Here is a 13616-nt window from a genome sequence, read left to right as displayed (position 1 = left end):
GGGCGCGGTTATGCACAACGAGCTTACCTCTCCACGTATTATTACGAGTATTCTGGTTACTGATCAGGAACAAATACTGTCCGACTGGCTAGAGCAGCTGAAGGAACAAGGGTTTGCCAATTCAACTACTGCGGAAGCCAAAGAGCTGAGGCAGCAAGCTGTCACCTTTGTGAATTTGCTGAGCGCTGCGCTGGAGCAGGATCCCGCAGGTCGCACGCATACGAGTACTTGGGCACCGGTGCTTGAGTACTTGGAAAACCTGTCGCACACTCGAGCCCTTCAAGGCTCGTCGGCGGCTGATACGGCCACGTTTGTATTCTCGATCAAGCGTCCGCTGTTCGCCGCGATCCGTCGCCAAGGAACGATGGATGCGAATTTGATGACCGACGAAACTTGGAATGCGAGCGAATTGATCGACAAGCTCGGTGTCCATACATTCAATGCCTATCTGTCTGGGCGCGAACAGGTCATTCGCCGGCAACAAGAAGAACTGCTGGAACTCTCGACACCGGTGGTCAAGATTTGGGACGGCGTGTTGGCCCTGCCGATGATCGGCACGCTGGACAGCTCGCGGACGCAGGTGGTTATGGAAGCTTTGCTGCAACGGATTGTCGATACCGGTTCAGAGCTAGCCATCATCGATATCACCGGAGTACCCACGGTTGACACCTTGGTAGCTCAACACTTACTGAAGACCATCACGGCCATTCGTTTGATGGGAGCAGAGTGCATTATCAGCGGTATTCGGCCACAAATTGCACAGACCATTGTGCACTTGGGCGTTGATCTTCAAGGTGTCACTACCAAAGCGACTCTGGCAGATGCGCTGGCGCTGGCGTTCAAGAAAGCTGGTCTGACCGTTACAAGGAATCGGGCATGAATCACTCCAGCAGTGAGCGCATTGCGATCCTCAAGCTGGAACAGTTCTTGATTGTAACGATCCAGGTGGACATGCAAGACAAGTTGGCCATGATGTTGCAAGATGATTTGACGGCGCGTATCTCGCAAACTGGGGCCAAAGGTGTACTGATCGACATTTCCGCGCTCGATATCGTCGACTCATTCGTGGGGCGCATGATCGCCAACATCTCAACGATGTCGCGAGTGATGGATGCGCATACGGTGTTGGTAGGTATGCAACCAGCAGTGGCCATCACGCTGGTGGAATTGGGCATGACGTTGGAAGGCGTACAAACTGCTTTGAACGTTGAACGCGGACTGGCCATGTTACGAAAGACGGCGCAGTTGGCGGATAGCATTTTCAATGATCCTTCCGAGTCTGACGAGGCGGGCTGTGAAAGCACAGGCTGATACTGGCGAAATGGCGGTCCAAACAGAAGCGGACATAGTGCAAGTACGACAAATGGTACGCACCTTGGCCCTGTCGGCTGGCTTTGGATTGGTCGATCAAACCAAGATGGTCACCGCCGCTAGTGAACTGGCTCGCAATATCGTCAAGTACGCAGGTGTAGGAACCATGCAGTGGCAGATCGTCAAACAGTTGAATAAATCAGGTTTGCGACTCACCTTTGCGGATGAAGGTCCAGGAATTGCGGATATTGGCTTGGCGATGACCGATGGTTGGACCAGCGGTGGCGGCTTGGGTTTGGGTTTGTCGGGATCCAAGCGTTTGGTAAACGAATTTGAAATTGAATCGGCGCCGGGGTTGGGCACCAAGGTAACGATCGCCCGCTGGAAAACCTAAGCTATGGAGCATCATACGCAACTGACGATCGACGAAGTGTCTCAAGTTGGTGGTGCTCGCCGTCAAGCAATGCGAATGGCCGAAGCTGCTCAGTTGGACAGCGTCACTGCGGGCAACGTCGCGATTATCGTTACCGAACTAGCCACGAATCTGGTGCGCTACGCTCAGCGCGGCAGATTGTTTCTGCGCTGCTCTCCAGCGGAAGGCTTTGAAGCTATCTCTGTCGACCACGGTCCGGGGATGGATGTGCAACGCTGCTTGCAAGATGGTTTCTCGACCGGAGGCTCGCCGGGCACCGGACTTGGCGCCGTACGTCGATTGGCGCAAGAGTTTGATGCTTATTCCATCGCAGATAAAGGCAGTGTGATCGTCGCTCGCGCCCACCCTCGCCCAGCGGCGAATGCACAGTCCGCTGCACGTATTCAGTGCGCAGCGATATCACTACCAGCTCCTGGTGAAAGTGAATGCGGCGATGCTTGGGCCATGATGACCAGCGATGATCACTTTCGCGTCGTAGTCTCCGACGGTCTGGGCCATGGTCACGAAGCAGCTGTGGTCAGTCTGCAAGTCCTGAAACAGTTTCGTCAGCCGACAATCAACTGGCACCCCAAATCCTTCCTTGAACAGACTCACCAAGCGCTCAGTGGTACTCGTGGTGCAGCCGTAGCGGCGGGCGTGATCCATCACGAATCCGGTCAGTTCACCTTCGCCGGAGTCGGTAATGTGGCGGCCACCATCATCTCCCATCAGTCCAGCAAAGGCTTAATGTCACACAACGGCACTCTGGGTTGCCGCATCCGTACCGTTCAACCGCTGGCCTATGACTGGCCGCCCGAAAGTTTATTGGTCATGCATTCAGATGGGCTGATGTCGCGCTGGAGTGAAACAGAGTATCCCGGCATTTTGACGCGACACTGCGCGATATTGGCGGCTACGCTGATCCGAGATTTTTGCCGTGGCCGCGATGATGTCACCGTAGCAGTCGTTCGCCGTAAATAATTCGAAATGAGTCGTTTATTCATTACTATTCCACTGAACAATGTCGATCCAGTTCCAACCCATTGAGCACACCATGGATGACAGTCGGATTGCCGGTGCTGCCACTGCAGACTGGAAAAGTCGTTGCGAGACTTTGACGGCTGAACTTGCAATTCGGCAGCGTGAAGTTGTCATGCTGGAAGAAGAACTAAGTGAGACCAATCGTGGAGTCGTGGCGCTGTATGCAGAGCTGGACGCTTACAGCGAACAACTGAAAGAGGTCAGCGAGCTGAAGAGCCGCTTTCTGACTTACATGAGCCACGAATTTCGAACGCCTTTAGGTGCCATCCAGAGCATGGCACGAATTCTGATCGATCGCATGGATGGTGAGTTGACCAGCGAACAAGAGAAGCAAGTTCGCTTTATCGAAAAGGCCTCGGTGGACTTGAGCGATATGGTCAACGATCTACTGGATCTGGCTAAGATCGAAGCTGGCCGCGTGACGATTGCGCCCGCCTGGTTCGATATGGTCGACCTGTTTTCTGCGATTCGTGGTCTCTTCAAACCGATTATCGTCCACTCGGGTGTGTCGCTGGTTTTCGTCGACCCCCACGATGTACCTTCGCTCTTTACGGACGACTCCAAGCTGTCGATCATTTTGCGCAATCTTATATCGAACGCTTTGAAGTTTACCCATCAAGGACAAGTGTGCGTGACGGCCAACGCGGTCGAAACTGACAAGATTGCCTTCGCCGTTAGCGACACAGGCATCGGTATCTCCAAAGAATATCTCCCAGCCCTCTTCGATGATTGGATGCAGATCAATTCCAGCGTGCAAAAGCGACTGCGAGGCTCGGGGCTGGGGCTGTCCCTGTGCAAGCGCTATGCGGAATTGTTGGGAGGAGTCATCAAGGCCGAAAGTGAACTGGGAAAGGGATCGACGTTCACGCTGATTATTCCCAGGGAATATCACACGCAAGAAAAGCCACCTGGCCCGATTTCCACCAACGCAACTCAAACGCCAGGACCATCGCCATGAACAGGCAAACATCTGCGATGATACTGATCGTTGACGACAACGAAGTCAATCGCTACAGCACTGCTCGCATCCTTAAAGCAGCCGGCTACAGGACGATGGAAGCGGCTACAGGCCAAGACGCTTTGCTCAAGAGTCAGGAACATCCTGATTTAGTGCTGTTGGATGTCAACTTGCCCGATATCGATGGATTCCATGTGTGCAAACTGCTGCGCGGCAATCCACGAACTGCCGATATCCCAATCGTGCATACTTCAGCCACCTTCGTCAGCGATGATGATCGTATTCTAGGCCTGGACGTGGGCGCCGATGGTTACTTGACGCGACCGATTGAACCCCGCGTGTTGATCGCCACCATCGGTGCCTGCCTGCGAGCTCGACATGCAGAGGTGGAACGTCAGAAATTTGTGACGTTGGTCGAGCAAAGCCGCGACTTGATCGCCATCTACAATGCCACCGGTTCACCGATTTACATGAATCACGCAGGCATGAAGCTGGTGGGGATTGAATCGCTAGCTGACGCCTCAATTTCTCACCTGCGCGAACTGTTCTATCCCGAAGACCTCCAATGGCTCGAGCGAGACTTCTTGCCTAAAGTTGTACGGCAGGGCCACGCTGAATGCGAAGTGCGTCTGCGCAACCGGAACTCGCAAACAAGCGTGTGGGTCAACTGCAGCCTGGTCATGCAGCAAGGTCAAAACGGCGAAGTAGCTGGCTACTCGGCCGTGTGTCGCGAAGTCTCGGAACAAAAAGCTCTGGAAGAAAAGTTGCGCACAGCTGTCACCGATCTAGCCGAATCCAATCGCAAGATGAATGAATTCTTGGCTACCCTAGCGCATGAACTACGCAATCCGATGAGCCCCATTCGCACAGGCCTGGAGGTGATTCGGGTCTCTGGCAGCGATATAGATACGATTCAAAACACGCGGGCCATGATGGAGCGACAAGCGTTGCAACTGATCCGCTTGATCGATGACCTGTTGGATCTATCGCGCATTACCCAAGGCAAATTGAATCTGCGCCAAGCTCAGTTTGATTTGGCTGATGTCCTGGGCAGCGCTGTCGATGCGATCCGCCCGGCTATTAGCGAAGCCGGCCATCGTCTGCACACAGTCCTTCCTGACAAGCCAATATTTTTGACGGGAGATCCCAATCGCCTGGCACAAGTCTTTGCCAACATTCTCAACAACGCCGTCAAGTATACGCAACAGAATGGAGAGATCGTGATCCGAGCACGATGTGAAGAGAATTTCGCTATCGTCTCGATCAAAGATAACGGCCTGGGCATTCCGGAGTCGATGAAGCACGAGATCTTCGAGATGTTCACGCAGATCGATCGCTCCATCGAACAGGGCTACACGGGCCTGGGTATCGGATTGACGCTCGTCAAACGCCTGGTCGAGTTGCATCACGGTTCTGTGTCGGTAACCAGCGCCGGACCCAATGAGGGCAGTGAGTTCGTCGTCAAACTGCCTTGTGAAACAGCCAACTGTCGCGATGCCAGTCAGAAGCGCGAATTGACGCCTATGCCACATGTGCGTCATCGGGTGCTGGTGGTCGATGACAATCGTGACTCAGCTGTGTTGCTGGGCCTGGTTCTAAAAGTCTTAGGCAACGATATTCAATTGGCCCACGATGGACTGGAAGCGGTGGCCGCCGCCGAGATGTATCGACCCAGTGTGATCCTGATGGACTTGGGCATGCCCAAGATGAATGGCTACGACGCTGCCCGCGAGATTCGTCAGCATCAGTGGGGTCAAAATATCGTGCTGGTCGCGCTGACCGGCTGGGGACAAGACGAAGATAAACTTCGCACTCAAAACGCTGGCTTCGATTTCCACTTGACCAAACCGGCCGAACCTTCGGCCATTCAAGAATTGCTAAACACCATCGATACGGTGGTATAGCGTCTCCTTTTGCTCCGCAAAAGGAAACTTGCCTGTTGCGGATTGGGAGTTGGCTAACGCACCTTTCGCGGAGCGAAAGGAGACGATTAGGCCAACAGCGGTTTGATGATTTTGCCGTGGACATCGGTTAGGCGGAAATCGCGTCCGGCATAGCGATAGGTCAAGCGGGTATGATCGATGCCCAGTAGATGCAGAATAGTCGCGTGGAAATCATGCACGTGGACGGGGTCTTCGGCTACGGTGGCACCAATCTCATCGGTCGAACCATAGGTCAATCCACCGCGCGAACCACCGCCGGCCATCCATGACGAGAAACATGCGCTATGGTGACCGCGGCCTTTGGTGCCATCTACGCCCGGCGTGCGCCCAAATTCCGTGGTCCAGACGACTAGCGTTTCATTTAACATGCCGCGGCGTTTTAGGTCCGCGAGTAAACCGGCGATAGGTTGATCGATATGCTTGGCGTGCTGAGCATGTTCAGCCATGTCGCCATGTTGATCCCAGTTGTGACTGGAGCTGCCATCAACCAGTTCGACGAAACGCACACCACGTTCGACCAACCGACGAGCGACCAGGCACTGCCAACCGAAACCGTCAGTCTGTCCAGGTTTGAGACCATACAGCTCATGCGTTTGCGCGCTCTCCTGGCTGAGGTCGAAAACTTCGCGAGCTTCCGTCTGCATATTAAACGCGGTTTCAAAGGCTTGCATGCGCGCCGGCAAATCACTGTCGGTGGCGCGGGCTAGTTGATGTTGGTGGTTGAAGGCTTCGGCCAGGCCAAGTTCCAGTTGTTGCATCTCGCGCGAAGGCGTGCGTGGCTGCAGATTGGCAATCGGTTCCTTGCCAGGGACCACGCGCACACCTTGATGGTAGGCGGGCAAAAAGTCATTGTTGAAAATTTGTGTGCCGGCATACGGCATCTGCGGAGCCAGCACGATGAACGAGGGCAAATTCTGATTGACTGTGCCCAGTCCGTAACTGACCCAAGCCCCAATGCCGGGGCGCGAGAAGAAAAACGAGCCGGTGTGAATACCTAACGTGGCGTTGTAATGCTCGTTATCATTTCCGTTCATCGAGCGAATCAAACAGATGTCATCCATCTGCTCGCGCAGGTAAGGAAACAAATCGCTAACCAGCGCGCCACACTGTCCGCCAGGCTTGAATTCCCACAACGGTTTGAGCAAGACGCGTTGCTCATTGGACAAGCCGCCACCGGCACCCTTGGTCTTGCCGTCGGCTTTGAAGAGTTGAGGCTTGTAGTCAAACGTGTCCATGTGGGACACGCCACCATTGGAGAAAATAAAGATGACGTTCTTGGCCTTGGCTGGGAAATGCGGTGTTTTGGGAGCCAGGGGATGCTGGCCGCCGTCGGCCACTAATTCCGAGACGATCCCGGGCAAGATCAATGAAGCTCCCAGCAAGCTGCGAAGCATATGACGTCGAGCAATAGGTTCGTTGGACATAATCGATCAATCGATAGTTACAAATTCATTTAAGCGAAACATGACGCGCGCGAAGGCTTGCCAGGCAAGCAACTTCTGCTGACCTGCGTCTTCAGCACCAGCTGCGGACGATGCCGCCAGATTAGACTGTGCGCCCGTGAGGAACTGCACCGCCTGGCCAACTTCCCAATCCGATGGCGACCGAGCCAGGCAAAGTTGAAATGCCTGAGTAATCAACTCTTGATCCGATAGCTCCTGGGCCTGCCCCAGCGCATACAGTCGAGCGGCCAAACGTTCGGCTTGCTCATGCACCAGTTGATCATTCAAGAGATACAGAGACTGCAACGGTGTAGTCGTGGTCAGCCGACGTGGTGTGCTGACCGATGGATCGGCGCCATCGAAGATCGCCAAAAAAGAATGGCGCTGGATGCGCTGGGTCATCAGATATACGCTGCGATGACGCGAGTCATATTCGGCTTTGAAGGGATTGTGCTGAGTGAACTTCCAATCCTTTTGCGGTGGGAAAGGATGTGGCCCCGCTGGTGAAAGATCAAGCGATTGACCTAACGCCAACAACGTATCGCGCAGAGCTTCCGCGTCCAATCGATGACGTGGATAAGCAGACAGCCAATCATTGTTGGGATCTGCCGCCGCCTGGTCGAGCATGCGTTGCTCCATTTCAGTCGGCGCCGCATCGTTGGCAGTGGGTGGCAACCTCGAAGCTTGTGTTCGGCTGGCCAGGCGATAAGTATGGGACAGCATAATGCGGCGATGCATGGCCTTAACTGACCAGCCATCTTCAATGAACTGTGTGGCCAACCAATCGAGCAGTTCGGGGTGAGTCGGAGGCTTGCCTTGTTTGCCAAAGTCGTTGGGCGTAGGCACGATGCCCTTGCCGAAGTGATATTGCCAAATGCGATTGACCATCACGCGGGCAGGCAACGGATTGTTGGGATCTAACAACCACTTAGTCAGTTGCAATCGCCCACTGCCTGGCTGGTGTTCCGGTAGCACCTGGCCACCGAGAGTTGTCAAGAATTTGCGTGGTACGACGTCGCCCGGCTTGGTAGGATCGCCTTTCAATTGAACATGGGCGTTGCCAATCGTCTTGCCTTCGGCCACACCGTATATTAAATCGTACGGTGGTGTACGTTGTGAATTCTTACGGGCCGCGTCTTGAGCTTGCTTGAGCTCCTTCTCCAGGGCAGCTTTGTCGATGTCGCCACCTTGTTTCAGGGCAGCTTCGATGCGACCAGTTTCGGCATCAAGTTCTTTTTGTTTGGCACTCTTGTCTTGTTCAAAAGCGGCCACCTCGTCTGGCGTAACCAGAGGCACTAGATCGCGCTGGCGCTGTTCCAGCTCAATTCCTGGCCATGGATAACGCGTGCTATCGAAGATACCGTACAGCCCATAATAGTCGTCCATCGCAATGGGATCGAACTTGTGGTCGTGGCAGCGAGCACAGTTGATGGTCAACCCCAGAAACGCACGACCAAAATTATCGAGCGTATCTTCGATGGTCAGATGCTGGGGGTAGTCATCCACGCGTGATCCAAAGCGCCGCGAGTTGGCGATATAGCCAGTAGCGATATTCTGTTGCCTAGACTGCTCTGGTGAATCATAGGGCAACAGATCACCAGCCAACTGCGCCGTTACGAACTGGTCGTACGGCAAATCGCGATTGAAGCTATCGATCACCCAGTCGCGGTACAGATGCATTTGCGGAATCGGAAAATCAGAGTTGTCACCCGCGGTGTCGGCATAGCGCACGACATCCAGCCAGTAGCGTCCCCAGCGCTCGCCATAACGCGGCGATTGCAGTAAGCGATCGACCACGCGCTCATAGGCTTCGGGAGATTCGTCGGCTACAAAGGCCGTGACTTCGTCAGGCGTAGGTGGCAAGCCGATCAAATCAAAGGTCGCGCGGCGAATCCAAGTGCGCCGATCTGCATCGACTGTGGGTACCAACTGCTGCTGTTCCATCTTGGCCAGCACAAAACGGTCCAGCGTATTGGCTGGCCAGTTGGTGTTTTGGACTGATGGCACCGGCGGCCGCACCAGGGGCTGCAGCGACCAAAAATCTTTAGCAGCTGAGAAGTCAAACTGCTTGCGTTCAAACTTGGTTACTTCCGTGCGCGGGTCAGCGGCACCTCGCGCGATCCACTCGTCAAAGTCTTGAATCTGTTGATCGCTCAACTTGCCAGCAGGCGGCATCTGTAGATTGGAGTCGCGAAAGCGAATTGCTTTCATGATCAAACTAGCATCGGGATCGCCGGGTACCAGAGCCGGACCGTTGCTGCCGCCACGACGCGTGGCAATCATCGAGTCGAGCAGCAACTCGCCTTCGACTTGGCTCGAGTCGCTAGCATGACATTCATAACAGTGCTCGACCAGCACAGGACGAATTCGCTTTTCAAAGAACGCCAGGTCATCGGGATCAACTTCGACTTTCATCTGGCCATCATGCCTGCCCTGCCAAACTTCGACGCCTGAAAAGTTCGCTGCCCCGCCGCGACTCTCAATGACCAGCTGTCCTCGGTTGGCTTGCAGATACCAAGGTCCCAAACGTTCCCAATGACCCGCTCGTCCACTCTTGTAAGCGTGCACAACTTCGCGATCATTGACCGTCACATCGTAGGTCTCTGAGTTGTTGTCTTCCCAGACATACAAGAACAAGGTCAACTCGCCGGCCGGCATATTCTTGATCAATAATCGATTGCCACCCCAACGACTGGAGCGAATCATCTTGGCCCGGGCTGCATCGGTGGGCGGCATGAGCTTGACGCTCTGATTTTCGAATGCTTGATCGTTGCATTCGTAGCGCGAGCTATCCTGGCCGTCCCATTGGTTACCGTCGACCACGACAGGCGGGCCGTTGAGATTAATACCCACGACAAAATGTCGTTCCTCAGCGACGGCCAGTGTGGTCAGCCACAAGAAAAGGATAGGAGTTACGATCGGTTTCAATTTTGACACTCGCAGGCTTGAGATTTTCGAGCCTTTAATATACCTGCAAAACGTGTCATCTGGGCAATGAATTCTCCCTAATTGATTGCACCTAAGGCAGCATTGGGGTTCATGGACACAGGACCGCAGCGTTCAGCATGGAACTATTGGAACTGGTTCCTGAAAATGGCGGAGTTTTGAAAAGAAGTGCCGTAGGAATTGCCGACCGAATTGATATCGCCGCCCCACGACCTGCCACGGAGCAGACCGCCCACACAATTGCCTATTTTTCCAGCGGACACGTGCCCGATGAACATCCACCGGCTTGATCGCACATTAACGTTCATCCACATTCCGAAAACAGCCGGCACGTCTGTGACCAATTATTTTGCCAATCACTTCTCGCCCAGTGACGTTTCGACGCAGTTCTACGGCGATTATGACTCGCTGCCTCGCGACGTAAAGTTTCGCTCCGGACACTTGAGGTTTCGTGAGATTCATGCTCTCTCGCCGAGCCATTATATAACGTTCCTGCGACACCCAGTTGCGCGGACGATCTCGCAGTACAAATCGTGGCATGACCCCAGCAAGTTAGATTCAGCTTGGTTGAACGATCCGAATGTCGCGCACGTGCGTTGGGCTCAGACCGCCACGTTAGAAGAATTCGTAATGAGCGACCATCCACATATTCGAGCCAGCATCGAGAACGTACAAACATCGTTGCTCAGCCACCATCATCCGAGCGATTGGCGCTTCCTCGCCTCAAGTATGCGCAACCTGGAGCGCGAGTTCTGCTTCGTGGGCATTGTCGAGCAATTCAGTGAATCGCTCGACCTGCTGCGGTCCACCTTCGTTGGCTTAGGGGAATACGCCGTACCGAAGGAAAGCGAGAACCGAAGTGCTTACGAGGATCTGCAGCCCACGCCAGCTGCCCTAGTGCGCATCATGGAATTGAACTGGGCAGACATGGCGCTGTATCAATTCGCCCTTCGTCGCTTCCAAGAGCAGCTCGCCAATCTAAAACGCCGCGCTACGCTAGGTGCCGCCTAAATCAACGTGGCATAGGCTTCCAGCGCCTGTGTGTGGCATAGGCTTCCAGCCTGTGTAACTAGCACAGAGTTAAATACTGAGCTAACTCAAATCCGCGCGCATCAAGCACTCAAACTCGCGTACAAAATCGACCGACACGCGAGCATGCACAGCGCCTTGTTTGTCGAAGAATCGCTGCGAGCCTTCGAGTGTGAATACGCCGTCGTGCCAGATGTTGGGATGGATGTACAAGCCCGCCGAACCGTCGAACCAGAAGCACACGAAATCTTTGGGCTGGATATCATCACCTGGCAAAGCCAAGGGCACCACGAACGGTTTGCGATCGAGCGGAAAGAAGAGCTGGCCGCCATCGGGATGATAGTTGCAGTGCCATAACAGAATCTGCTCAGGCTTGGCTACGTAGTTGGCGCGCGCGTTTTCAGGTGCCGTGGCATAACCCAAAATGTAGTGGCCACCTACCGCCTCGTTCATTCCATACAGAATGTCGCCATCCCATTGGCTGCGAAAAGTGCCTTCGGTAGTGCCGCCTTCATCGCCCGAATCCAAATCGACTGGCCGCCAACCTTGAGCCGGCCAACGCACGATCTCGAGCTGAAATTTTTCGGGTTCACTGGTTACCAGTGTGCCGTAGCCCTCTAGAGTCTCTTCAGTGGCCACGACTACTGGCATATCGATGTGCTTCAGCCCAGCTGGAATCTTGGGATTGAGATAGTCGGGTACAGTAGCGGTCATGCTGATTGGCTTGTGAGTGAAGTGATTTAGGGTCCGCATCGAATTGCGGTTTAGTGTAACGACATTACCCAGCGGCGGAATCGGACATTCATCAACAATTAACTTTCAACTTCATGCCTACCAACCGGAGTAACCTCGGCCTTCGTAGTCGTACTCGTACTCCTACTCGTACTCGAATGGCTGCAAATACGACTAGGAGTAGGAGTAGGACGGATGTGACGGGTTGTTACACTAGATGGTTTCCCGAATTGCGCCCCAACTATTTACCCACAACCCTAAGTGCCCTCATGATCATCAGAACTCTATTGTTCAGCATCCTGTGCGTGGCTTGTACTCTATGGAACCATACCCAGGCTGGCGAGCCTTTGGTGGTGATCTCTTACAACATTCGCTATCAGAATAACAACGATGGTGAAGACATCTGGAAGAATCGCCAAGCCACGGTGGCTAAAACACTGCTTCAAGCGGAAGTGTTTGGCTTGCAGGAAGTGTTGCAGAGTCAACTGGCTGACCTGCGCATGCAACTAACGGACTACGAGTTTTATGGCGTGGGGCGCGATGATGGTCAAGACGCAGGCGAAATGGTGCCTATCGGTTACCGACGCGACCAGTTCGACGCGCTAGAGCGTGGCACATTCTGGCTTAGCCCCACGCCCGATGTCGCCGGATCGAAAGGTTGGGATGCCGCCCTGCCCCGCATTGCGAGTTGGTTGAAGTTGCAACGCAAAGGCACTCAAGAAACTTGGCTGATCGTCAACACGCACTTCGATCATCGCGGTCAAACTGCGCGGCTGGAGTCCGGCAAGTTGCTGCGACGCTGGATCAATGACCACGCTCAGACTCAGCCCGTGCTACTGTTGGGTGATTTTAATGCTCGTGCGAGCGCTCCACCTATGGAAGCCCTCTTGAGTAAAGATGACGCTCAGCCGACTCCGCTCCGCTTGGCGCGCCTCGAATCGACCCAGCCCGATACCGGACCTGACAGCACGTGGAATGGATTCAAAGCGATTGAAACTGGGCAACGCATTGATCACGTGCTGCTACTGGGCAAGATCACCGTCGACGCCTTTGAGACACTCGACCCACGTACCCCCAACCAGCGTTTCGCCAGCGATCATTTGCCAATCATGGTTCGCGTTCAGCAGTAACGCATGCGTCACCTCCCCCGGCGCAGCTGGGGGAGGTCGCAGACGAGGGGGCGAAAAATGGGGTCAGGTCTGAGTAAGGAATCGATTTGCCATTTTTATTGTGACCTGACCCCAATTTTTCTCGTTGTCGCCGCTATGCGCTGCGCTCGGGGCCAGGGCAGCTTTGACGAAGTCCCAGATACGCGAGTCAGCGGTGCCATCGCCGCGAGTTACTTCATATCCGGGTAGTCCACGCAAACTAATTGGCGCCCTTGCGCTAACTCCCGGCAAACTCCGCCGCTTAGTTCGATCGTGCCATTCGCCTAGTCATACCCGAATCCTTGTTCTTCTCACTAACGCGGTCGCATCGTGCCGGTACTGTTGCTGCAAGCCGCCGCGCGCCCCTCATCCCCCGTCCCCTTCTCCCCCAATGAGTACATTGAGGGAGAAGGGGAGACCCTTCGATTAGATCCACTGATTATTCATAAAATAATAAGGTCACTATATCATTGGCTGCTCAGCAGGCCCAGCCAACTGCACCACTTCGTTCCATGCACTGGCTATGCTGCGCATTGCCAGTGCCACCCGAAGACCTTGGTAATTCGATAGTCAAAAGCTGGACAATCTCCGAACCCTGGGGGAGGCGAAATTCAATTACTTTACATGTAAAGTATTTTTCTAACTACAGATGGG

General features: G+C 54.3%; 12 protein-coding genes. 9 read left to right on the top strand and 3 right to left on the bottom strand.

Annotated elements, in window-relative coordinates; translation table 11 throughout:
* The first annotated feature begins 10 nt into the window (after window positions 1–10).
* The 6 genes from SH573x_RS03010 (at window position 11) to SH573x_RS02985 (ending at window position 5626) form a co-directional block, all read left to right on the top strand.
* Complete coding sequence (locus tag SH573x_RS03010; RefSeq protein ID WP_479352835.1) at window positions 11–880, top strand: STAS domain-containing protein; 870 nt, start codon at window positions 11–13, stop codon at window positions 878–880.
* Window positions 877–1311 (top strand): STAS domain-containing protein, encoded by a 435-nt coding sequence (locus tag SH573x_RS03005; protein ID WP_479352834.1) that lies wholly within the window; start codon window positions 877–879, stop codon window positions 1309–1311. Before SH573x_RS03010 ends, SH573x_RS03005 begins: the two co-directional genes overlap by 4 nt.
* Window positions 1295–1705 (top strand): anti-sigma regulatory factor, encoded by a 411-nt coding sequence (locus tag SH573x_RS03000; RefSeq protein ID WP_479352833.1) that lies wholly within the window; start codon window positions 1295–1297, stop codon window positions 1703–1705. Before SH573x_RS03005 ends, SH573x_RS03000 begins: the two co-directional genes overlap by 17 nt.
* A 3-nt stretch (window positions 1706–1708) precedes the next feature.
* Entirely contained in the window at window positions 1709–2704 is a 996-nt protein-coding gene (locus SH573x_RS02995; RefSeq protein ID WP_479352832.1) for a SpoIIE family protein phosphatase, read from the top strand.
* 73 nt (window positions 2705–2777) lie between these two features.
* On the top strand, window positions 2778–3722 hold the full coding sequence (locus tag SH573x_RS02990) for a sensor histidine kinase (protein ID WP_479352831.1): 945 nt from the start codon (window positions 2778–2780) through the stop codon (window positions 3720–3722).
* The gene (locus SH573x_RS02985) at window positions 3719–5626 is read left to right on the top strand and encodes a hybrid sensor histidine kinase/response regulator (RefSeq protein ID WP_479352830.1); all 1908 of its coding nucleotides are present in this window, start codon (window positions 3719–3721) and stop codon (window positions 5624–5626) included. Before SH573x_RS02990 ends, SH573x_RS02985 begins: the two co-directional genes overlap by 4 nt.
* Before the next feature lie 86 nt (window positions 5627–5712).
* On the opposite strand, the gene SH573x_RS02980 is transcribed toward SH573x_RS02985, so the two are convergent.
* Both SH573x_RS02980 and SH573x_RS02975 read right to left on the bottom strand, forming a co-directional pair.
* Window positions 5713–7089 (bottom strand): DUF1501 domain-containing protein, encoded by a 1377-nt coding sequence (locus SH573x_RS02980; protein ID WP_479352829.1) that lies wholly within the window; start codon window positions 7087–7089, stop codon window positions 5713–5715.
* Window positions 7090–7095: 6 nt separating this feature from the next.
* Window positions 7096–10044 (bottom strand): PSD1 and planctomycete cytochrome C domain-containing protein, encoded by a 2949-nt coding sequence (locus SH573x_RS02975; RefSeq protein ID WP_479352828.1) that lies wholly within the window; start codon window positions 10042–10044, stop codon window positions 7096–7098.
* A 128-nt stretch (window positions 10045–10172) separates the two neighbouring features.
* On the opposite strand from SH573x_RS02975, the gene SH573x_RS02970 reads away from it, so the two are divergent.
* Both SH573x_RS02970 and SH573x_RS02965 read left to right on the top strand, forming a co-directional pair.
* Complete coding sequence (locus SH573x_RS02970) at window positions 10173–10343, top strand: hypothetical protein (protein WP_479352827.1); 171 nt, start codon at window positions 10173–10175, stop codon at window positions 10341–10343.
* A complete protein-coding gene (locus SH573x_RS02965) occupies window positions 10324–11064 on the top strand; it encodes a sulfotransferase family 2 domain-containing protein (RefSeq protein ID WP_479352826.1) in 741 nt (246 codons plus the stop codon). Before SH573x_RS02970 ends, SH573x_RS02965 begins: the two co-directional genes overlap by 20 nt.
* Window positions 11065–11145: 81 nt before the next feature.
* Here the strand turns inward: SH573x_RS02965 and SH573x_RS02960 are convergent, their stop codons facing one another.
* Window positions 11146–11796 carry an ureidoglycolate lyase gene (locus SH573x_RS02960; protein ID WP_479352825.1) on the bottom strand — a complete coding sequence of 217 codons (651 nt, stop codon included), beginning with the start codon at window positions 11794–11796 and terminating at the stop codon, window positions 11146–11148.
* 287 nt (window positions 11797–12083) lie between these two features.
* Here SH573x_RS02960 and SH573x_RS02955 point away from each other — a divergent pair, with 287 nt between their 5' ends.
* Window positions 12084–12944: an endonuclease/exonuclease/phosphatase family protein gene (locus tag SH573x_RS02955; protein WP_479352824.1), complete on the top strand. Its 861-nt coding sequence runs from the start codon at window positions 12084–12086 to the stop codon at window positions 12942–12944.
* Window positions 12945–13616: the final 672 nt, after the last annotated feature.

Source organism: Rania fehmarnensis (assembly GCF_056494185.1).
Note: the sequence above shows the minus strand (reverse complement) of the source record. Positions and strands in the feature narration are given on the sequence as shown.

Bases quoted from the DNA above. Each gene is read 5' to 3' on its own strand.
- SH573x_RS02965 (WP_479352826.1), top strand. From the start codon at position 10,324: ATGAACATCCACCGGCTTGATCGCACATTAACGTTCATCCACATTCCG.
- SH573x_RS02955 (WP_479352824.1), top strand. From the start codon at position 12,084: ATGATCATCAGAACTCTATTGTTCAGCATCCTGTGCGTGGCTTGTACT.
- SH573x_RS03010 (WP_479352835.1), top strand. From the start codon at position 11: ATGCACAACGAGCTTACCTCTCCACGTATTATTACGAGTATTCTGGTT.
- SH573x_RS02960 (WP_479352825.1), bottom strand. From the start codon at position 11,796: ATGACCGCTACTGTACCCGACTATCTCAATCCCAAGATTCCAGCTGGG.
- SH573x_RS02970 (WP_479352827.1), top strand. From the start codon at position 10,173: ATGGAACTATTGGAACTGGTTCCTGAAAATGGCGGAGTTTTGAAAAGA.
- SH573x_RS02980 (WP_479352829.1), bottom strand. From the start codon at position 7,089: ATGTCCAACGAACCTATTGCTCGACGTCATATGCTTCGCAGCTTGCTG.
- SH573x_RS02985 (WP_479352830.1), top strand. From the start codon at position 3,719: ATGAACAGGCAAACATCTGCGATGATACTGATCGTTGACGACAACGAA.
- SH573x_RS02995 (WP_479352832.1), top strand. From the start codon at position 1,709: ATGGAGCATCATACGCAACTGACGATCGACGAAGTGTCTCAAGTTGGT.
- SH573x_RS02990 (WP_479352831.1), top strand. From the start codon at position 2,778: ATGGATGACAGTCGGATTGCCGGTGCTGCCACTGCAGACTGGAAAAGT.
- SH573x_RS03005 (WP_479352834.1), top strand. From the start codon at position 877: ATGAATCACTCCAGCAGTGAGCGCATTGCGATCCTCAAGCTGGAACAG.